The sequence below is a fragment of the Pseudoalteromonas agarivorans genome, assembly GCF_024518735.1.
In the GTDB taxonomy this organism is placed as follows: domain Bacteria; phylum Pseudomonadota; class Gammaproteobacteria; order Enterobacterales; family Alteromonadaceae; genus Pseudoalteromonas; species Pseudoalteromonas atlantica.
The window spans coordinates 72,163-93,438 of the sequence record NZ_JANIGJ010000001.1; the positions used below are offsets into that span (position 1 = coordinate 72,163).

The following is a 21,276-nucleotide window of genomic DNA, read 5'->3' on the forward strand; positions in this document are numbered from 1 at the left end:
ATGGCAACACTTGTTGAAAAGTTTTTTGACTCAAAAGATGAGTTAACCGCTGAGCTATCACACACGCTTGAGCAATCTTTACGTGATGGCATAAAAAGTGATGGCCGTGCTGTGCTAATGGTATCGGGCGGTTCGTCTCCGGCGCCGGCGTACAAGCACTTATCAACGCTTGATTTAGATTGGCAAAATGTAGATGTTGCCATGGTTGATGAGCGCTGGGTTGAGCCAAGCCACGAAAAAAGTAACGAAGCGTTTATAAAAAGCACCTTGTTACAAAATTACGGCAGTGCCGCTAATTTTATTACCATGAAAAACGATGCAGCAACGGCCGAGCAGGGCGCACAAGTATGTGAAGCCGCTTATAGCGCTTTAAAAGCACCGTATGATGTAACAATTTTAGGTATGGGCCCAGATGGCCATACAGCGTCTTTGTTCCCACATGCGCAGGGTCTTGAGCATGGTTTAACAACACAGCAAACTGTGTGCGCTATTAATGCAATAGAAAGTGACGTGACAGGCAGCATTACAGAGCGCATGACACTGACTTTAAATGCAATAGCAAACTCTAAAGTGGTTAAACTTCTGATCAGTGGTGAAGAAAAGCTAGCGGTTTACAAGCAAGCTAAAGCGGGTGGCGATGTAAACGATATGCCACTTCGCGCTGTGCTAAACCACCCAAGCATAAATATTGAAGTGTATTGGGCGCCTTAATTTAGCCGCTCATTTACAGTTTAAAAAGGCAGCTTAATTAAGCTGCCTTTTTATTTGGCTAAATAACGTGCTAAACCCATTCAAAAAATATCGCCAAACTGTTAACCAATGTTAATGGTTTTTATGGCGCTGTATTAAAATTACCCGTTATTTGTACTGTTTTTGAGCGTATTGGTTGAGTTTTTATTGTCTGTTTTTTAGCAACGCCCAGATTTAGTTAAACTTTATTTTTTCATGACGGTTGTCATAAAACTTTCCCTTCCTTTTTTCGTTCAAAAGCATTAGCCTAAAGGCATTAACAATGAAATATATATATTAAAAATAAACGGAGCAGTAACATGGCGGAGCAACAAGTACAGCCTTTACACAACGAAAAGCATGCCAACACTAAAATTCAAAACGGCATCAACGTTGAATTTATGAAAACTCAACATTTAGTGCCAGTAGTTGCACATGAGTTTGCACGCGTAGCAAATGAATTCCCAATGTCTTTTGTTAAAAACAACGAAAGCGGTACTTTCCAAGCAGTTGCAATGTTTGGCCTAGAGCCAGGCGAAAACCTGTTTGTAGAAGATGGTAAATGGACAGCAGCTTTTGCGCCTATGGCATCAACGCGTTACCCATTAGGTCTAGTAAAGCACCCTGAGCAAGATCAGTACGGTATTGTGATTGACGAAGCAAGCTCACTTGTAGGTGAAGAAGAAGGCAACGCATTATTTGAAAACGGTGAAGAAACTGACTACTTAAAGCGTCGTAAAGAGTCTTTAGTGTCTTTCATTGAGTTTTCTCAAGTAACAGAGGCATTCACTAAATACTTAGCTGATAAAGAGCTACTAGTAGCGCAAACGCTAACTGTAGACATTAAAGGCGAGAAAAAAGACATCAACGGTATTTACCTTATCGATGAGAAAAAACTTAACTCGCTTAGCGATGAAGAGTTTTTAGAGCTTCGTAAGCGCGGTTACTTAGCACCTATTTATTCGTTCTTAACATCTACTCACCAAGTAGCACGTTTAGCACGTTTAAAAGCTAAGCAAGACGCGTAATTACATACACGTTTAGCTAAAAAGCGCCTGATGGCGCTTTTTTTGTGCCATTAAACTTACCCTATGCCAATTTTTAAAAATAAGCCAGAGGGGAAAATCACACCCTCGTATTTCGCATTATTATTAGGCTGTTTATTAAGTGCTTAAATAAAGTGCTAACTTAATACCGTTGATATTAGTTGAAAAAATACGTGTAACCATTCAAAGTAAATTCAATACTAAATTTAAAAAAGAGCGCACTATGAAAAAAACATTCTTATTGTCAGTTTTAGCCAGCGGCTGCTTAACACTAAGCACGCAAGCATTAAGTGAAAAAGCTCCGTTTGCTATAGCGATTCATGGTGGAGCAGGCACAATTGAAAAAGCAAAATTTACCCCAGAGCAAGAAAAAGCCTACCGAGCAAAACTAGCCGAAGCTGTTGAAGCGGGTTACACTGTACTTGAAAAGGGCGGCGAAAGTTTAGATGCAATCACCACTGCTATTGAAGTATTAGAGCAGTCGCCTTACTTTAATGCTGGGCGCGGTGCAGTGTACACCTATGATGGCAGCCATGAACTTGATGCCTCAATAATGGATGGGCGAAACCGTCAAGCGGGTGCGGTCGCTGGCGTAAAGCACATAGAAAGCCCAATTCAATTAGCCCGCTTAGTAATGGATAACTCAGTACACGTAATGCTTAGTGGTCAAGGCGCTGAAGAATTTGCAAAAGAGCAGGGCGTAGCGCTGATAGAAAATAATATATTTGATACTAAGCACCGTTATGAAGCACTTTTAAAAGCAAAGCAAAAATTAGAAAAAGAAAAAGCAACCAGCAAAAACTACCAAGCTGCGCATAAGGCCCTGCCAACAAATTATAAAATGGGCACCGTAGGCGCAGTGGCACTTGATAAAAACGGCAATTTAGCCGCAGGTACATCTACAGGTGGCATGACCGCAAAACGCTTTGGCCGCATTGGCGATTCCCCTGTTATTGGCGCGGGTACATTTGCTGAAAACGATTCGTGTGCGGTGTCGGCCACCGGTCACGGCGAGTATTTTATTCGTTACAGTGTTGCCAGTGATATTTGCGCACGCGTTAAATATCAAAATAAAACCATTGAACAAGCTGGGGATGAGGTTATTAACCAAGTACTTGCGCCTATAGGTGGTACAGGTGGGGTTATTATTGTGGATGCTAAAGGTCATATTAGTATGCCATTTAATACCTCGGGCATGTACCGAGCGAGCAAATCGAACACGCAAGCAACCTTTGTGGGAATTTTTAAAAACCAATAGCGTGATATATAAGCCTTATAGGGATTGTAGGATTAACGCTGCGCGTTTATTTTGATACTATTAGCCCTCATTTATTAAATTTATAAGGTGTGCGGGTGGTAAACCTAGGTCAGTTGTTTGGCGAGCTTAAAACGTGCTTAAAAAAAGATCAGTTTATATTTAAAAAACGCTTACATGGCGTAAAAAAAATACAAGACGAGACTAAGCAGGCCAATGCCCTTGAAAAAATAGCGGCTGATATTACCCGCAGCCAGCAGCTACGTGAAAAACGTTTAGCTGAGCTGCCCGCTGTAACGTACCCTGAGCAATTACCGGTAAGTCAAAAAAAGGACGTCATTAAAGACGCCATTGCGAATAATCAAGTGGTGATTATTGCCGGTGAAACAGGCTCAGGTAAAACCACACAAATACCAAAAATGTGTTTAGAGCTTGGCCGTGGGGTTGATGGCTTTATTGGCCATACCCAGCCAAGACGTTTAGCCGCGCGCAGTGTAGCTAACCGTATTGCTGAGGAAATGAAATGTGAGCTTGGCCAACAAATCGGTTTTAAAATACGCTTTAGTGATCAGGTTTCTACTAATACGTATGTAAAACTGATGACCGACGGTATTTTGCTCGCCGAAATACAACAAGACCGCTTTTTAAATCAGTACGACACCATCATTATTGATGAAGCCCATGAGCGCAGCTTAAATATCGATTTTATTTTAGGGTATTTAAAAAACTTACTGCCAAAGCGCCCCGACTTAAAAGTTATTATTACCTCGGCGACCATTGATCCTGAACGTTTTTCAAAGCACTTTGATGATGCGCCAATTATTGAAGTGTCGGGACGTACATTCCCCGTTGAGGTGCGCTATAACCCTATAAGCGATATAAATAAAGACGCTATGGAAGCCGAAGGCGACCAACTGCAAGGTATTTTTGATGCGGTAGATGAGCTGTGCGCTGAAGGGCCCGGGGACATTCTCATATTTTTAAATGGCGAGCGCGAAATTCGCGATACCGCAGAGGCGCTCTCTAAACGTAATTTAAAACACACCGACGTATTACCACTTTACTCGCGCTTATCTAACGCAGAGCAAAATCGTATATTTGCCCCGCATTCGCGCCGCCATATTATTTTATCAACCAACGTGGCCGAAACCTCATTAACGGTGCCGGGTATTCGCTATGTAATAGACCCAGGTACAGCGCGTATTAGCCGTTACAGCTATCGTACTAAAGTACAGCGTTTACCTATTGAGCCTATTTCTCAGGCAAGTGCGAACCAACGTATGGGACGCTGTGGCCGTGTTGAAGCGGGTATTTGTATACGTTTATACTCGCAAGATGACTTTATATCTCGCCCTGAATTTACAGACCCAGAAATACTGCGCACTAATTTAGCATCTGTTATTTTGCAAATGTTGGCATTAGGGCTTGGCGATATGAGCGAGTTTCCGTTTGTACAAGCGCCAGATAGTCGCAATATTAATGATGGTTTAACCCTACTTGAAGAACTTCAGGCGATTAAGCCGAGTAAAAAGCGCCATCAAACGAGTTTAACGCAATCAGGGCGTGAGCTTAGCCGCTTACCGGTCGACCCGCGCTTAGCTAAAATGGTGTTGACGGCTAATAAGCTCGGTGCACTACGAGAAGTTATTATTATTGTGGCAGCGCTGTCGATTCAAGACCCCCGAGAGCGCCCGCAAGAAAAACGCGCAGCAGCGAACGAAAAGCACAGCCGCTTTGATGACCCTGACTCGGATTTTATTGCTTTTTTAAATCTTTGGAATTACCTAGAAGAGCAGCAAAGTGAGCTGACAAATAGCCAGTTTAGAAAGTTGTGCCAAAAAGACTTTTTAGCTTATATGCGTATTCGTGAGTGGCAAGACATTGTTTATCAAATAAGCACTGTGTGCAACGAAATGAAAATTAAAGCCACCACGCAAGTGGCTGACTCTGAGCTAATTCACAAAGCGTTACTGAGCGGCATGTTAAGTCACATAGGCTTTAAAGACGAAAAGCAAATATATAAAGGCGCTCGCAATAGCCAGTTTCATATTTTTCCGGGTTCTGGATTATTTAAAAAGAGCCCCAAATGGATTATGTCGGCAGAGCTGGTAGAGACCAGTAAACTATACGCACGCATTAATGCCAAAATAGATATTAATTGGGTAGAGCCCCTTGCACAGCACTTAGTAAAACGAAGCTATTCTGAGCCGCATTGGGAGAAAAAACCAGGCGCTGTTATCGCGTTCGAGCAACAAACCTTGTACGGCTTATTGGTGGTTAATAAACGCCGCTGTGTGTATAGCAATATAGACCCTAAAGTTAGCCGTGAGCTGTTTGTACGCACCGCCCTTGTAGAGCAAGAGCTTGGCTTAAATGAGCAGTTTTTAGCGTACAACCGCGAGCTAATAGAAGATATTCAGGTACTTGAGCATAAATCGCGACGTCGCGATATTTTGGTTGATGAGCAAACGTTATTTGAATTTTACGATAAAAAAATACCTAAAGAAATCAACAACCGTGCAGCCTTTATTAAGTGGTATAAAACTCAAAAGCAAAAAGACAAACGCTACCTATACATGACCCGTGAAGAGCTTATGCAGCACGGTGCAAGTAATATTACTGAGTTTGATTACCCTGATACATGGCAGCAAGATAATATTATTTTGCCGCTGAGCTATCATTTTGATCCAGGACAAGCTGTTGATGGGGTGGCTGTACAAATACCGGTAGCACTTTTAAACCAAGTGCAAGAAACCGGGTTTGATTGGCATATACCTGCCTTTAGGCATGAGCTAATAAGTGGTTTAATTAAATCGTTACCTAAGTCGTTACGTCGTAACTTTGTACCTGCCCCCAATTACGCTGATGCTGTACTGGCAGCCATTGAGCCTATGCAAGGCAGCTTACTTGATGCACTTACTACACGCTTACTAAGAATGACAGGCGTAAAAGTAGATATAGAAGCGTGGGATTTAAACGCACTGGCGCCTCATTTAAGATTGCAGTTTGAGGTGCGTGATGAGCACGATAAATTGCTTGCACGCGGACTAGATTTAGCAAAACTAAAAGCACAGCTGCAAGGCAAAGTAACCGATACGCTATCAAAGGTGGCCGATAAAGGCATTGAAAAAGCCGATTTAACACAATGGGACTTTGGCGCTTTGCCTGCCTCGTACGTTAAAAAGCAAGGCCAATACGAAATAAAAGCTTACCCAGCGCTGGTAGATAAAAAATCCACAGCGGCAATTGAGCTCTTTGATAGTGAAGAAAAAGCCCAGCAAGCGCATCAGCAAGGTTTACGTCGTTTAGTATTGTTAAATGTGCCGTCGCCAATAAAGTACCTTCAGCAAAACTTACCTAATAAAGCCAAACTGGGCTTGTACTTTAATCCGTTTGGGAAAATTGCAGATTTAATTGATGATTGTATTGCCGCCGGCGTAGACAGCTTATTAATAAAGCATGGCGATATACGCGATGAAAACGCTTTTGATAAAGTTAAAGAGCAAATTAGGGGCGAACTAGGCGATGCTGTGGTAGAAATTGCCACCCAGGTTGAACAAGTTTTAAGCATTGCTCATGCGTTACATAAAAAAATGAAAGGGCGTGTCGATTTAACTATGATAACTGCCCATGGCGATATAAAATCGCAGCTTGAGTCACTTATCTTCAAAGGGTTTGTGAGCGCTCACGGTGCGAATAAAATGCCCGACCTAATTCGTTATTTAAAAGCGATTCAAAAACGTTTAGAAAAACTGCCTGTTGATCCTAACCGCGATAGACTGTGTGTTTTAGAACTTGAAAAAGTAGCGCAAGAGTACAAAAAGCTCGTAAATAAAATTCCAAAAGGCTTGCCTATTCCGCAACAGGTAAACGCTATTTTTTGGATGCAGCAGGAGCTTAGAGTGTCACTGTTTGCGCAAACCTTAGGTACCCCATATCCTATTTCTGCAAAACGCGTTATGAATGCGATAAAAGAGATAGAATAAAACTTGCATTTTCTATTAAGCTTAGTACCTTAATAGAAGGATTTATTTTTGGTTGAGAAGGAAGCGACATACCTATGTCCTCATCGGTTGAACATAAGATTAAGCGATTGTTAGTTGTAGATGACGAGTATTTTAATTATGAAATGCTTAAATCTGCCCTGACCTCAAAATTTGATGTTAGTTATGCTGACTCGGGGGAAAGCTGTTTGGCGTCTGCCATTGCTAACCCGCCGGATATTATTTTGCTTGATGTATGTATGCCTGGCCTCGATGGGTATGATACATGTCGGATGCTTAAGCACACGCCTGAGACTAAAAATATACCTGTTGTTATGGTTTCGGGCTTAGAGTCGCCCTCGGAAAAGCAAGCTGGCTTTGATGCAGGGTGTGATGCCTATGTAGTAAAACCGTTTTCGATGGGTACTTTATTTGAGCAAATAAACACGGTTGTTTAAAGGTGATGCATGTTTACTGAAGATAAGCGCAATTTTAGACGTATGCAGGTTAATACCCCTGCGCGATTAACAACAATAGAGCCTGTTGCTGGGCTAAATTATACCGCAGAATGTGTTGATTTAAGTGCCACTGGGTTATCACTTCATTTAGATGACTTGCTTGAGCTCGATACTTTGCTACAGGTTAATATAGAGTCGACTCACCCAAGTATTGCGTCTTTAAATGCAACGGCTAAAGTTATACGTGCTAGCAAAGAAGACGATGGCACCATTACCGCAGGATTAGAAATAGTTCAGTTTAATTAAATTGAATAAACACCAAGCCGCTGGCTTTTGCTATTGCGGGTGTAAAATAACGTTCGATTTTATTACCTACGTCCTTGTAGGTAATAACAATAATTTTTAGTAAACCTTACAAATCAAGCCTTTTAAGTAAAAGCCTTCAGGGTAACTGCCAGCAATAGGGTGATCGGCCGCTTGATTTAAACGCTCCATAATCAATAGCTCTTTACCTGCATCTAGCGCAGCGTCTGCTACCACTTTTTGAAACAAGTTTTGCTCCATTAATCCAGAGCACGAGAAGGTAAGTAATGTACCGCCTGGTTTTAATATTTGCATAGCAATCATGTTTATATCTTTATAACCACGACACGCACCGGTTAGCTGCGCTTTGTTGTCTGCAAATTTTGGTGGGTCCATCACAATAGTGTCAAACTGTTTGCCTTCCTCACGGTATTGGCGTAATAGCTTAAACACATCTTGTTTTACAAAATCGACTTTATTTAAATCTAAGTTATTGTGCTCTACGTTACGCTTAGCGGTATCCAGTGCTGGTTGTGATACATCAACATTAGTGACGTGTTTACAGCCACCACGTAGTGCGTAAAGTGAGAAAGTACCTGTGTAGCTAAAGCAATTTAATACGGTTTTATCTTTTGAAAAGCGCTCAAGTGCTGCGCGGCTATCACGCTGATCCAGGTAAAAGCCTGTTTTATGACCTTCTAAAATGTCTACTTCAAGCTTTAAGCCATTTTCTTCAATAACCACCGGCTCTGAAGGTTCGTTGCCCCACAGTACACCTTTAATAGGTTCTAAGCCTTCTTTGGTGCGCACGTCTACATCTGAGCGCTCATAAATATTCGCGCCAGGAAAAATAGCCATTAACGCGCCTACAATTTCACCTTTATGGCGCTCAGCGCCGGCACTTAGTAATTGGCAAACTAAGGTGTTATCAAACTTATCAATGGTTACACCTGGCAAGTAGTCAGACTCAGCAGCACACAACCTAAAGCCAGTTAAACCGCCTTCGGCTATTGCATGCTCGCGAGCATCTAAAGCTCGGCGTAAGCGACGCTCAAAAAAGTGTTGGTCTATTACTTCTTTTTCATCAAAGCTCCACACACGCGCTCTTATTTGTGAGTGAGGGCTATAAGCTGCGGTGGCTAAAAATTTACCTTCGCTGTCGTGAATGGTGACCGTGTCACCTAGGCCTGGTTTACCTTTAATTTTTTTGATGGCTTTTGAAAATAACCAAGGGTGTTTTCTTTTTAATGATTTTTCGCGACCAGCTTGTAGGTAAACGGCAGATGACATAAGGCTTCTCAGTTGTAATAAATAAGCGCTGTATTTTAGTCAAGCATAGGGCAACATACAATGAATGTTTTGCAAGGGAGGTGTAAAGCACGTTAAAGTACGGATAATTCTCATATAAATTAGTTTTTTGGAACATCACTGTGGCCAACACTGCTTTAAGCCCTGAGTTACAACAGCTTGATTCTCAATGTCGCTCATTTATTACTTCGTTAATACATGCCGATGTAGCACACGACATAACGCATATTGAACGCGTAGTGCGTGTTGCCATTCAATTATGTCACGCCGAGCAAGCCAATATGAATATTGTTTTGCCAGCGGCGTGGATGCACGATTGTGTTGCGGTGGCGAAAAACCACCCTGATAGAGCAAAAGCATCTACTATGGCGGCAGATAAAGCCATTGCGTTTTTAAAATCAATTAACTACGACGCATGTTTGTTTGATGATATTCATCATGCTATCGCTGCCCATAGCTTTAGCGCCAATATAGCGGTTAAAACTGTAGAAGCGCAAATCGTGCAAGATGCCGATAGAATGGACGCACTCGGTGCAATAGGCGTTAGCCGTTGTATGAAAGTAGGGGGCTCTATTAGCCGCTTACTGTATAACCCTGATGACCCATTTTGTGTTAACCGCGAAGCAGATGATAAAACCTATACCCTTGATCATTTTTTTATTAAATTGCTTCATATTGCTAAGAGCATGAATACGCCCTCAGCTAAAGCCGAGGCAGAGCGACGCACAGAGTATATGTATGCGTTTTTAGAGCAGCTAAAATCAGAAATTGGTCAATAATATGAGCGCTCCGTTATTATCGGGCATTGATCATTGCCACCTTAATGTTGAAAACATCCCAGAAGCGCTAAAGTGGTACAAGCAGGTACTAGGCTTTAGCGTAGTTGAAGAGCTTGCCTTTTGGGATGAAAATGGCAAGGGGCCACTCACACTTGAAGATAGCGCAAAAACAACGCGTTTAGCGTTATTTGAAGGACAAGGGCGAAGCAAAGGTATTGCGTTTGCAGCCACCGGTGCACAGTTTATTGGTTGGGTTGATTATTTAAATGGCTTAAACATAAAAACTGTACTGGCCGATCACAGTGTAACGTTTTCGCTTTATTTTAAAGATAACAGTGGGAATAGCCACGAAATAACCTCTCATGACTACCCGCACATAAAAGCGGTATATGGTGATGTAAAACTAGGCTCACGTACGCGCAATACTTAGTTTTGCTCTTGATATGCGTTTTTAATTGCGATTATAGCATCGAGCTTATTTACAAATAAATTGATGAGGTGGGGGTCAAAGTGTTTACCCGCTTGTGCTTGCATATGCTCAAGCGCCTCTTCTACACCCCAAGCCTCTTTATACGGGCGTTTAGAGGTAAGGGCATCAAATACATCTGCAATAGCCACAATACGCCCTTCAACCGATATTTGTTCGCCTTTTAAACCATTAGGGTAGCCACTGCCATCCCACTTTTCGTGGTGCTCTATAGCCAGTTTGTGGGCAAGTTGTAATAGCGGTGATGAGGAATTTGCTAAAATTTGCGCGCCAATAGCCGCATGCTGTTTCATGTGGGCAAATTCGTCAGGGGTTAATCGCCCAGGCTTTAATAAAATAGCATCCGGAATACCTATTTTACCTACATCGTGCATAGGGGCTGCTTGGCGAAGTAGCTCTGCTTGTTGCTCACCCATGCCAAATTCTAATGCTAATAATTTACTGTATTGGCTCATCCTAGCAATGTGCTCGCCAGTGTCTGTGTCTTTATACTCTGCAGCGCGGCCTAACCGATGTACTAAATCAACATGGGCTTGCTTTAATTGCTCGGCTTGTACAAGCGATAAATGCGTTTTAACACGTGCGCGCACAATCGCGGGGCTAATAGGTTTAGTAATGTAATCAACAGCGCCGAGTTCAAAGCCTTTAAACTCATCGCTTTCATCACCCAAAGCCGTTACAAAAATAATTGGGATATGCGAAAGCGCTGGTGTGCTTTTAAGTATTTCGCAGACCTCAAAGCCATTCATATCGGGCATCATGATATCGAGTAATATAAGTTTAGGCTGTTCTTTTTCAAGTAGCGCAAGTGCTGCAGCGCCCGATTTAGCAAAAGACATACGGTATTGATTACCTAATACTTCTCGCATGACTTTTAAGTTAGCAGGTTCATCGTCAACGATTAATATACGTGGTTTGTCGTTGCTAAAATCCATTCAATATTCTCATTCTTGGGTAAACTCTTTAATTAGACCGTCTAGCACGTGTTGCGCCTGATCAAAGTCAAATTCATCAAATGCGTTTACAACCTCATTTATTTGAGTTTGTAAGTGTGCAGGGGCGTTATTTTCAAGCTGCGCAAGCAAATCATCGTTGAGCTCGGCGCTTTGCGCTTCATGGTGTAGCGTTTCACACAGTGACTTTAATTCAGCCGCGTTTAGCGTGCTTTTTTGCTCAGTATTTTCACTCTCAGCAGGCGTGATTTGTGCGCACTCATCGCCTGATATTAATTGCGTTATTGTCTCTAACTCGTCTTTTATTTGTGTTACTAACGCTTTAGATTGCTCAGAAGTTTGCTCACGCTCTAAATTGGCTAATAAAGTCATTAATGTTGTTAGGCCTAAATTACCGGCGACCCCTTTAAGGGTATGTATCAGGCTATTGGCGTCTTTAATCTCAGATAACTTACTGTTAAATAAAATATCAAATCGTTTATTGCTGTCATTTATAAATTTGGCAATTTCGGTTAACTGTTTGCATTTATTGCCCCAAAGCATCACACCTTTTTCAAAGTCGATGTGTTTAGCCTCAGGGTCTGATTGGCTAATAACCATATCTTTAGCAATACCTAAGCCAAGCACCTGGGCAATTTCTTGGTTAAGCTGATTTATATCTATCGGCTTATTAGCAAAGCCGTTCATGCCGGCACGTTTAGCTGTGAGTTTATCTTGCTGTAGAACGCTTGCCGTTAGCGCAATAATGGGGGTAAATTTAAGCTGCCTTTGCTTTTCTATGGCTCTAATTTTTGTGGTTGCTTCTATGCCATCACACTCAGGCATATGAATATCCATTAAGATGACATCAAAATCTTGCTTCTCGAATATTGCAATAGCCTCTAAACCGTTGCTTGCTTTGCTTACCAAATGTTGATCTTTAGAAAGTAATAACGAAAGCAGCTCGGTGTTTTGCTCAATATCATCCACCACAAGTACCCTTAGCGATGGTAATTGAGTGTGCAGGCCATCGAAATGGTCTATTTTTTCTGAATCGCCTTGTTTAAGCGGTAAAGAGAAGTAAAAGCAGCTACCTTTGTTTTCTTCACTGACTAGGTTTATAGTGCCGCCCATCAGCTCTACTAATTGTTTACTAATGGTTGTTCCAAGGCCTGTACCGCCAAAGCGACGAGTAGTGGTGCCATCGGCCTGAACAAACGGCTGAAATATAGCTTTAACACGGTCTTTGGCAATACCTATGCCGGTATCTTGCACTTCAAAAAAGAGCTGATCAGTTTGCGTAGTACTTACAGTGAGCTCAACCGAACCTTGTTCGGTAAATTTAATGGCGTTACCGATGAGGTTAGTTAAAATTTGCCTTAACCTATCTGGGTCGCCATAGTAAGTTGTGGCAACAGAGTCTTTAATATTCAACTTTAAACGCAAGTCTTTCTTTTTTGCTTCAAGCCAAAATGTCGAAATAATACTATCGAGTACTTGTTTTAAACTAAAGTGAACGGGTTCAATAGTTAGCTTTCCGCGCTCAAGTTTTGCGGTATCAAGCACTTCGTTAAGTAACCTTAATAATGAACGCGCCGCATTATTAACTGTAACCAAGTGTTTTTGCTGTTCTTGGTTTAGCGGAGTGTCCATCAGTAGGTCGCTAAAACCGATAATAGAATTCATCGGCGTGCGGATCTCATGGCTCATATTAGCCATAAAAGATTGCTTAGCGTGCGCTGCTTCTTCAGCTTGCAATTTTGCCTGCTCAAGTTTGTCTTCGTATTCTTTTTGCTCGGTAATATCAACCAATACCCCATCTATCCATTGCGGGTTATTATCTTTATCAAGGGTAATACTGCCTTTGTCTAATACCCAGGCAACTTTGCCGTTACGGTGGCGAATACGATACTCTACCGAGTACTTTAAACTTGAGGTCATGGCTTGCGCTACGGCTTCGTTTACCGTTGGCTGATCTGTTTTCAAAATAAGGTCGTTAAGTTCTATGCAGCTTTCTGTGAACTCTTCTGGCGTGTACCCTGTTAGTTCAGCCACTGTTGGGCTGATAAATAACATGCTCCAGTTTTCGTCGTACTTACAGCGAAAAGCAGCGCCAGGCATATTATCCATTAAAGAGCGGTACTTTTGCTCTTTTTCAATAAGGCTTTGCTGCATAGCGCGTTGTTCGGTTAAATCGGTGATAAAGCCAACATATAACGGCATATGGCCGGGCTGATTAACTTCCCCTATACCTAAGCGAATAGGAAAAAGGTGGCCATCTTTGTGTTTGGCAGACACATCCCTATTTATACCAATTACTTTACCTAGATCTACATTTTTGGCGTGAGACAAATAGCCATCATGGTGGCGAGCGATTTCATCGGCCATCAGCATTTTTACATTATGACCTTGGACTTCATTTTCTCGCCAACCAAAAATTTTGCTGGCAGCTTCGTTAAAGCTCAAAATAATGCCGGTGTGATCTATAGTCACAATGCCATCAATAGCAGTGCCTAAAATAGCATTTAGTCGAGATTCATCCGCCGATTTTTCCTCAAGCAGTAAGCGGTATCTAACCATGCCATTTATAACTGCAATAACACAGGTCATAGCAACAGTCGCGGTAGCTACGGCAATAGCCACAAAAGCAAGTTCAGTGGTTGACTCTTGATAATCGGGTAAAAGCGGTGTGGTTGCAACAAAGCGGGTAGCGGCCATACCCATATAGTGCATACCTGCCACCGCTGAGCCTAAAATAACAGCGGTAATAGCGCGCGCTTGCAGTTGTGATAAATTAGGTAGCAAACGCGTTAAATGATAACGCGTAAAAAGTGCTATAAACGATAAACCAACAGCGACCACAATTGATAAAGCAAACATGATTGCATCGTAACGTAGTAACGGGGCCAGCTCCATTGCTGCCATGCCGCTGTAGTGCATTGTACCAATGCCTGAGCCTAGTAAAATAGAGCAAATAATAAGGTTTTTATATGACCCTTGCGATTTTACTAAAATCGAAAAAGCGTACTGACATGCAATAAACGCCGGTAAAAAAGACAACATGGTAATGAGTGGATCATAGCTAATGTTTGTGCATAGCGAAAAGGCCAACATACCTATAAAATGCATGCTCCAAATACCGGCCGATAAAACAGTGGCACCGGTTACATTAGCTAAGCGTTTATAGTTTTCGAACTTTGTTTGCTTAGCTACATCAACTAACCAAAGCGTAAAAAAGGCAGCAAAAATAGCGGTAATGACCGATAAACTAACCAGTATAGGGTTATATGCACCGTTGATAATGAGGCTCGGATCGTGGTCGGTTATAAAAAATGCAGACAGCATAGTGGCTCAAATTAGTATCTTTATTGAACTAGTTTAATAGATTTAATATATAAATAAACTGTTAATCTAATAATTTATATTATAAATCAGTGAGGTTACTTTTTAGCATTAAAATATTAACATGCGTAGCGTGCTTTATTAATAAGACGTGATTTTGCGTAAATAAAAATAATAATAAACACTGAGCCCATTTATTTATCGCTAAATAACTGCATTGATTAAATAAGGCTTTATAATACGCTTTTATTTATATTTAGAGCATACACCTTGTTTGAGTATCAGCTAAAACGCAGTGCAAGGCGTAAAACAGTGGCAATAAAAGTTAGCCAAAAATTAGTTACTGTTTATGCGCCTACACACGTGCCAAAACTACAAATAGAACAATGGCTGTTTAGTAAAAAAGAGTGGGTAACTGCGCAATTACATAAACAACTTAATGCCATTGATACTCAACAACACCCGTTTAAAAACCAGCAAATAATGATTTTTGCTAAGCCATATACCATTACTTTTGCAAAAGGGACACGCTCGCATGTTCAGCAATCCGATAGCGTATTTACTATTTACACTTCTAATCGAGTAAAAAAACAGCCTGAAAAACGCAAGCAGTTACTTTGCCTTGCCCTTGAAGAAACGCTAACAAACTACGTTGAAATGCGTTTAGCTTATTATTGCCAACAGATGTCAGAAGCATTACCGACTAAATTGACGATTGGAAGTTATAAACGTAAGTGGGGGAGTTGTAATTCTCGGCGAGAGCTAACCTTTAGCCTTAACCTTGTTGGGGCGCCTCATCATATAATTGATTATGTTATTGTGCACGAATTGGCTCATTTAAAGTATTTGAACCACAGCAGCGCTTTTTGGAAGCGCGTAGCTAATTTTTATCCCGATTATAAATCTGCATCAGCATGGCTTAAAAACCACGGGGCAACATTACAGTGGGTATTTGATAATTAGTCTAAAAATGAAGTTTTAAATAGTAATGAAAAAGGTATAGAAAAGGATACTGAAGATAAGAAGTGGTGGAGGGAGCTGGATTCGAACCAGCGAAGGCTGAGCCGTCAGATTTACAGTCTGATCCCTTTGGCCGCTCGGGAACCCCTCCACACTATTTTGTTACATTTGGCCCCACTTAACTTAGCGGTAAGAAAAGTGGTGGAGGGAGCTGGATTCGAACCAGCGAAGGCTGAGCCGTCAGATTTACAGTCTGATCCCTTTGGCCGCTCGGGAACCCCTCCAATGCAACGGCGCTGATAATAGCAAACTGCGTATTTAAGTAAAGAAAAAAGCTAAAGAAATTTGAAATAAAGCCGATAAATATCTATCAGTTATCATAATCGGCTAAAGACTATGCAAATCGATGATTTGTTAATCACAGAGAGTCAACTAAAGACCAGGCTAAATAAAAGTGTGCATGAAAATCGCAGAGGCGAATTTTCACTTTTATTAGCGATGCTATCGCACGATGCGCTGGATTTTAGTCAATTTCACTTGCCAACGAGTGAAACGCATAGTGCTTATGTAGACGAAGAACAGTTAAGGGAGCGCTTTGGTGCTGGACCAAAGCAATTATTAGCTCCCGAAAAATTTGATATGACCATAGGGCAAGAGCACGCGTCGGTGATTGTTCAACAAGGCGAGCAAGCAGGCATGAAAGCAATAAAATTAAGCCACTGCTTAAACCCTGAGCCACTAGCGATTAGAGATGACAAGTTTCATATTCCTTTAACAGTAATCGATAATTGTGAACTATCAGTACGCAGGCGCTTAAATGACACGCACACGGCGCTTGCAAGTCCACAAATGGACGCCGCAGCATTTTATGACGATTTAACTAATGAGGCTATACATAAGCCATTGCTTGTTGCTAACGCATAAAAATAATTTAACACTTGTGCGTTTTAAAAGCCTAAAACACCTTATATTTAATAACCGGTTATGCAATAAAATAGAACAATTCTTTTTTTGTTTAAAAAAAGCATCCACAAATTAAATGCAATTGCTATAATGGCTGCAAATGGTATGACTTGAGTGCCATTATCATTAAATCAAGGTAATTAGGAACGTAATGAAGAAAACATTCACGCTAAATCATGAGAAAATCAAATACCCTCGTATGGTTGATGCTGCAAAGCATGAAGTGAAAAAATATTTGAAAAGAGAGCGCAATAAAACGCTACCTGTTGAAGCTGATTACTGGGCGTTTGACTGTAAGTTTGGCACAAGTGCCGATGATGCCGAAGTCGTTCACGTAGCTGAAATTAACAACAAGATCAGCGAAATCGAAAAGCAGGCGCTTACTTCATTCTATGTTGAGATTTTAGCTAGACCTGCGCAGCGTGAATCGTTCGATCTAGATGATGATGAATAACCAATAGCAATATTGTAGAAAATGGACCTAGATGGTCCATTTTTTGTTTATGGCAGTTATTAACATGTTTAGTGGTATAGAGTAGCGCTTAAATAAAAAGCTATTTTATGCTAAGTGTTTAGTTTATTTTATACACTGTGACACTTTTTATATTTTTTACCGCTTGCACATGGGCAGGGGTCGTTTCTGGCAACTTTTATATCGGTGACCGGATTAATAATACCCTCTAAATAACGCCATTCACCGTCCTCTTTTATAAAGTCTGATTTCTCATCCAATTCACAATATAAGTTTTGGTAAAAATAATACGCGTTAAAGGCAACATAACCTCGCTCATCACTTTGCTGCGTATCGCGCACAACTAATTTTACAAAGCGGCAGCTATTGGCAAAGTCAGCAATTTCATTTACTGGGTTTTGTGCTTGTTTTTCTTTGGCGTAAGTTTTAAATACATAAGATGCATTTTTTAATGCATAAGCACTAAAGCGCGAACGCATTAGTTGCTCAGGTGTGGCTGGGGTTTTTATATCAAGATGATAAGGCTGGCAACAGTCGCCATAATTAAGCTGACTGTTGCATAAGCAAGCGCTAGTACTGGTTACACTCATAAAATACTAATTAACATAAATTAAAAATGTATTTTACCAAGCTTATTGAGTAAGTGATATTGCTGTAGTGCTGGTTTTTTTAGTAAAGCAAAATAGCTTAGCGCTTCTTTTGTTTAAATTAAGCGATAAATTAACAAGCTGCTGCTCACTTACTATATCGGTCCACGTAATAATGGCTGCAAAGTTACCATTATGAAGTGCTGAATTAAGCACATACTCTAAATTTACTAAATGCTTTTGTCTTATTACAAGCAGTTTACTGGTATCTATAGAGCAGCTATCTAGCAAGGCTTTACTTGGCACATGGTCGGGCGCAATCAGTAAGGTCCACGCGTTAGAGCTATTGTATTGGTGCAACACTTTTAGCATTTCAAACGTAGCAGAAATTTCATCTTCTACTTTTATTAAGTTTACCGACTCACTTTCATCATGTTGTTGGTAGCTTTTAACGGTTCTTACGGTAATTGGCTGTAGCATAGGTCTCACTCACTGGGTTTATATACAGTACATGTATACAGTAGTTTATACAGTTGTTGTGTGCAAGCGTTTTTTGTTATTTTTTATACAGTTAATGGTTTTGAATAGTTAATATTAAAAATAACACTTTAAAAACAGTGAGTTATAATTTAAACCGTGTAAGTGAAAGCTGAGGGTGTTTGCAGTACTGTATAAAGTGTAGCAGCGCTACACAGTACTTAAGGGATGGCTATACAGTTATTTTAGTGTGTTTTACAGTGCTTAGCTGTTAGCTATACAGTAGTTAGTCATTTTTTGGGATTAAGTGGGTAAACTGAATTTGGTGGATTTGCTCATACAAACTGGCTGCATAGCATTGAGCGTCTTTAAGACGTTTGGTGTCGATATATTTTCTTAAATCATCTAAAGCCGCGGTTGCCGGTTCATAGCCTTGGCTGCTGGCTAAACTCAGCCATGCTGCTGCGTGAAATACGCTTTTTGGTACGCCTTGGCCTTTGACAAAAAATAACCCTAAATAAAACTGGGCGCGATGATTTCCGGCCATTGCGGCAAGGCGCATCCACTTAGCTGCCAACGGTGCTTGGTTATGCTTTAAATAATACAGTGCTTTGTTAAGTGTTGTTTGCTCACTTACATCACTCTTGTTTTCAGCGCTGTGGCTTGTAGGCTGTGTTACAAAATCTAAAATATTGTTTAATTGCTGCTCTAAGTCTTGTCCGCTAGGCTGAGTCTTATTCATATATTTTCTTTTTTATAGTTTCTACGTCAACAGTTTAGTATATCGCAAGGTAAAATGTCCTGTTTATACTTAATTTTATGGTAAAATCACGTCACTTTTTACTATCACAAGTCTATTATGCTCGAAGCTCTATTTAAACTCCGCGAAAATAACTCCAATGTGCGACGCGAAAGCATTGCTGGAATCACTACTTTCATTACTATGGTTTACATTGTATTTGTAAACCCTGCAATGCTTGCGGAAGCAGGCATGGATCAAGGTGCTGCATTTGTTGCTACCTGTATTGCGGCTGCTATTGGCTGTTTTATTATGGGATTGTGGGCTAATTACCCTTTAGCACTTGCGCCGGGCATGGGTTTAAACGCATTTTTTACTTACGGTGTTGTACTGGGCATGGGTTATAGCTGGCAAGCTGCATTAGGTGCGGTATTTATGTCTGGTTGTATATTTTTAATATTAAGTTTGTTTAAGGTCAGAGAGTGGATAATTAATGCTATTCCTTTGGTTTTAAAGCAGGCTATTGCCACTGGTATTGGTGCGTTTTTAGCGTTAATTGCGCTTAAAAATGCAGGCATTATTGTTTCAAGCCCAGCTACATTAGTACAGCTTGGCGATATTACATCGGCAGGTCCTTTATTAGCTATTTTAAGCTTTTTTGTCATTGCTGCTTTGCTTTATCGTGATATAAAAAGCGGCGTACTTATTAGCATTTTGCTAGTAACGGGAATTGCGTTAAGCCTCGACTTAGTTGAGTACCACGGCGTAATGTCAATGCCACCATCTATTTTACCTACCTTCATGCAACTTGATTTTGCAGCGGCCTTTGAGCTTTCTATGCTGAGTGTAATTTTTGCGTTTTTGTTTGTTGATTTATTTGATACATCAGGCACGTTAGTTGCGGTAACTCAAAAAGCAGGCTTAGCCGATGAAAAAGGCAATATGCCACGTTTAGGGCGTGCTTTAAGTGCAGATAGTACAGCTACTATTGCAGGTGCAATGTTAGGTACTTCTACCACTACTTCTTATATTGAGTCTGTAGCCGGTGTATCGGTTGGTGGGCGTACTGGCTTAACAGCTGTTGTTGTGGGTATATGCTTTTTACTAATGATGTTTTTTGCGCCGCTTGCGCAAATGGTGCCGGCTTATGCAACAGCGGGTGCTATTTTATACGTTGCGGTATTAATGCTGCAAAACCTTAAGTTTGTAAACTGGGATGACATGAGCGATGCAATTCCGGTAAGTGTGGTACTACTTATGACGCCGCTTACATTCTCTATTGCGCATGGTATTGCTCTTGGTTTTATATCGTATACTGCGGTTAAAGTACTGTGTGGTAAACGCGATCAGGTTAGTATTAGCGTGTGGATTTTAACAGCGTTATTTATTATCAAGTTTGCATTTTTATCGTAATAGCGAATACCCATTCTTTTAGCTAAGAGGCTTAGTTTGAGGGTGGGTAAACATTTATTATTTAGTGGCTATCACTCATTGCCACTGCATTGTTATACCTTGCGTATCTATGTTGTGGTAAATGAGCGTTTATAACGTAGTTAGCGCCTCAAAATACGTTAGTATTTACCCATTGGTAAAAATAGCTTAACAGATACAAAAAAGCCCATACACTATGTATGGGCTTTCTTTTGGGTATTTTAAATTACCATTTCTTTTTAGGTGCAAATAATACGTCTAAGTCATCTTGCTCTGCTTCTGCTTTTTTCTTCAGGGCAGTGGCATTTGATGCTTTTAGTTCGGTGCTTATTTCTTCTAAATAGGCTTCAACTTCTTGGCGTTTTGCGTTTACGTATTCATCAGAATAGGAAACGGCACTAAGTGTGGCATAGGCTTTTTCAAAATATTGCCTGGCAGAGCCCACCATGCTCGCTGAGCGAGCAGATAAACCGCGTTTAATTTGGCTTTCTATGTTAATTCTAAGTTGTAACTTTTCTAGGCGCTTATCTTCTGCTGCAAATATTTGGCTATCTACACGGCCTTTACTGTGCTCTGAGCGCATAATAACTCTAAGCTTTTTTATGCCCTGAATTAACGAGACTAACTGCTTATCGTTACTTGGTAACGATAAATTGTCGCTGCTATTACCTTGCACTGCACCACTTAGCTTTTCTTTAGCTTCGTTCATTCTGCTTTTTAATGCTTTAGAATTAGGTGAATGGTTCACCATAGCGTTTAGTGCTTCGTAACATCTACGTTGTAAAACGCGTATAATGTTTTCAGAAAGCGGAATATTAGCGCTATTCATAAGTGCTTCTTCGGTTTCTTCAATTATCGCTTTTTGTTTTGTTAATTCTTTGCGACGTTCAATTTCTTGCTTTTCTTTATGCTGCTGTACAGCGCTTACCCACAGTGCAATCACTATCAGTGCCACTATAAGCACAATTATAATCGAAACGATCATGGCTTAATTCTCGGATTCATAATCTATTTTTTTATATTAC

At 40.8% G+C, this 21,276-nt stretch carries 19 protein-coding genes and 2 tRNA genes; 12 read left to right on the plus strand and 9 right to left on the minus strand.

The annotated features are described in order from the left end of the window. From pgl to NQT65_RS00360, 6 genes are all read left to right on the plus strand, one after another. A complete protein-coding gene (gene pgl / locus NQT65_RS00335; RefSeq protein ID WP_126007548.1) occupies positions 1-711 on the plus strand; it encodes a 6-phosphogluconolactonase in 711 nt (236 codons plus the stop codon). Between the two features lie 338 nt (positions 712-1,049). Continuing rightward, positions 1,050-1,757 carry a SapC family protein gene (locus tag NQT65_RS00340; protein WP_004589180.1) on the plus strand — a complete coding sequence of 236 codons (708 nt, stop codon included), beginning with the start codon at positions 1,050-1,052 and terminating at the stop codon, positions 1,755-1,757. A gap of 241 nt (positions 1,758-1,998) precedes the next feature. Continuing rightward, complete coding sequence (locus tag NQT65_RS00345; protein WP_256850226.1) at positions 1,999-3,033, plus strand: isoaspartyl peptidase/L-asparaginase family protein; 1,035 nt, start codon at positions 1,999-2,001, stop codon at positions 3,031-3,033. Positions 3,034-3,128: 95 nt separating this feature from the next. Then, positions 3,129-7,016 (plus strand): ATP-dependent RNA helicase HrpA, encoded by a 3,888-nt coding sequence (gene hrpA, locus NQT65_RS00350; protein ID WP_256850227.1) that lies wholly within the window; start codon positions 3,129-3,131, stop codon positions 7,014-7,016. Between the two features lie 74 nt (positions 7,017-7,090). Next, a complete protein-coding gene (locus tag NQT65_RS00355; RefSeq protein WP_126007544.1) occupies positions 7,091-7,471 on the plus strand; it encodes a response regulator in 381 nt (126 codons plus the stop codon). Positions 7,472-7,480: 9 nt separating this feature from the next. After that, complete coding sequence (locus tag NQT65_RS00360) at positions 7,481-7,777, plus strand: PilZ domain-containing protein (RefSeq protein ID WP_138685908.1); 297 nt, start codon at positions 7,481-7,483, stop codon at positions 7,775-7,777. A 96-nt stretch (positions 7,778-7,873) separates the two neighbouring features. Here NQT65_RS00360 and NQT65_RS00365 read toward each other — a convergent pair whose 3' ends face one another. Next, on the minus strand, positions 7,874-9,064 hold the full coding sequence (locus tag NQT65_RS00365) for a class I SAM-dependent methyltransferase (protein ID WP_121637668.1): 1,191 nt from the start codon (positions 9,062-9,064) through the stop codon (positions 7,874-7,876). Positions 9,065-9,204: 140 nt separating this feature from the next. Between NQT65_RS00365 and NQT65_RS00370 the strand changes: the two genes are divergently transcribed. Together NQT65_RS00370 and NQT65_RS00375 are read left to right on the plus strand one after the other, a co-directional pair. After that, positions 9,205-9,861, plus strand: a complete 657-nt coding sequence (locus NQT65_RS00370) for an HD domain-containing protein (RefSeq protein WP_004589186.1) — start codon at positions 9,205-9,207, stop codon at positions 9,859-9,861. Position 9,862: 1 nt separating this feature from the next. Continuing rightward, positions 9,863-10,291 (plus strand): VOC family protein, encoded by a 429-nt coding sequence (locus NQT65_RS00375; protein ID WP_256850228.1) that lies wholly within the window; start codon positions 9,863-9,865, stop codon positions 10,289-10,291. Here NQT65_RS00375 and NQT65_RS00380 read toward each other — a convergent pair. Further along, on the minus strand, positions 10,288-11,283 hold the full coding sequence (locus tag NQT65_RS00380; RefSeq protein WP_256850229.1) for a response regulator: 996 nt from the start codon (positions 11,281-11,283) through the stop codon (positions 10,288-10,290). The two genes, NQT65_RS00375 and NQT65_RS00380, sit on opposite strands and share 4 nt — an antisense overlap. A gap of 9 nt (positions 11,284-11,292) precedes the next feature. Next, on the minus strand, positions 11,293-14,625 hold the full coding sequence (locus tag NQT65_RS00385) for an MHYT domain-containing protein (protein ID WP_256850230.1): 3,333 nt from the start codon (positions 14,623-14,625) through the stop codon (positions 11,293-11,295). A gap of 309 nt (positions 14,626-14,934) precedes the next feature. Here NQT65_RS00385 and NQT65_RS00390 point away from each other — a divergent pair, with 309 nt between their 5' ends. Further along, a complete protein-coding gene (locus NQT65_RS00390) occupies positions 14,935-15,585 on the plus strand; it encodes a M48 family metallopeptidase (RefSeq protein ID WP_256850231.1) in 651 nt (216 codons plus the stop codon). A gap of 63 nt (positions 15,586-15,648) precedes the next feature. Here the strand turns inward: NQT65_RS00390 and NQT65_RS00395 are convergent. After that, positions 15,649-15,733 (minus strand) — tRNA-Tyr (locus NQT65_RS00395). 48 nt (positions 15,734-15,781) lie between these two features. After that, positions 15,782-15,866: transfer RNA gene (locus NQT65_RS00400), tRNA-Tyr, on the minus strand. Positions 15,867-15,978: 112 nt separating this feature from the next. On the opposite strand from NQT65_RS00400, the gene NQT65_RS00405 reads away from it, so the two are divergent. Both NQT65_RS00405 and NQT65_RS00410 read left to right on the plus strand, forming a co-directional pair. Beyond that, on the plus strand, positions 15,979-16,506 hold the full coding sequence (locus NQT65_RS00405; protein WP_256850232.1) for a VC2046/SO_2500 family protein: 528 nt from the start codon (positions 15,979-15,981) through the stop codon (positions 16,504-16,506). 190 nt (positions 16,507-16,696) lie between these two features. Continuing rightward, positions 16,697-16,999: a DUF6172 family protein gene (locus NQT65_RS00410; protein WP_004589192.1), complete on the plus strand. Its 303-nt coding sequence runs from the start codon at positions 16,697-16,699 to the stop codon at positions 16,997-16,999. Between the two features lie 128 nt (positions 17,000-17,127). Here NQT65_RS00410 and NQT65_RS00415 read toward each other — a convergent pair whose 3' ends face one another. The 3 genes from NQT65_RS00415 to NQT65_RS00425 all read right to left on the minus strand — a co-directional run bounded on the left by NQT65_RS00415 (position 17,128) and on the right by NQT65_RS00425 (position 18,823). Next, complete coding sequence (locus tag NQT65_RS00415; RefSeq protein ID WP_256845216.1) at positions 17,128-17,607, minus strand: YchJ family protein; 480 nt, start codon at positions 17,605-17,607, stop codon at positions 17,128-17,130. Between the two features lie 42 nt (positions 17,608-17,649). Then, on the minus strand, positions 17,650-18,084 hold the full coding sequence (locus NQT65_RS00420; protein WP_024032354.1) for a SulA-like leucine-rich domain-containing protein: 435 nt from the start codon (positions 18,082-18,084) through the stop codon (positions 17,650-17,652). 283 nt (positions 18,085-18,367) lie between these two features. Next, positions 18,368-18,823, minus strand: a complete 456-nt coding sequence (locus NQT65_RS00425; protein ID WP_256845215.1) for a tetratricopeptide repeat protein — start codon at positions 18,821-18,823, stop codon at positions 18,368-18,370. 117 nt (positions 18,824-18,940) lie between these two features. Between NQT65_RS00425 and NQT65_RS00430 the strand changes: the two genes are divergently transcribed. Further along, positions 18,941-20,233: an NCS2 family permease gene (locus tag NQT65_RS00430; RefSeq protein ID WP_004589400.1), complete on the plus strand. Its 1,293-nt coding sequence runs from the start codon at positions 18,941-18,943 to the stop codon at positions 20,231-20,233. A 244-nt stretch (positions 20,234-20,477) separates the two neighbouring features. Here the strand turns inward: NQT65_RS00430 and NQT65_RS00435 are convergent, their stop codons facing one another. Then, positions 20,478-21,236 carry a hypothetical protein gene (locus NQT65_RS00435; protein ID WP_256850233.1) on the minus strand — a complete coding sequence of 253 codons (759 nt, stop codon included), beginning with the start codon at positions 21,234-21,236 and terminating at the stop codon, positions 20,478-20,480. Positions 21,237-21,276: the final 40 nt, after the last annotated feature.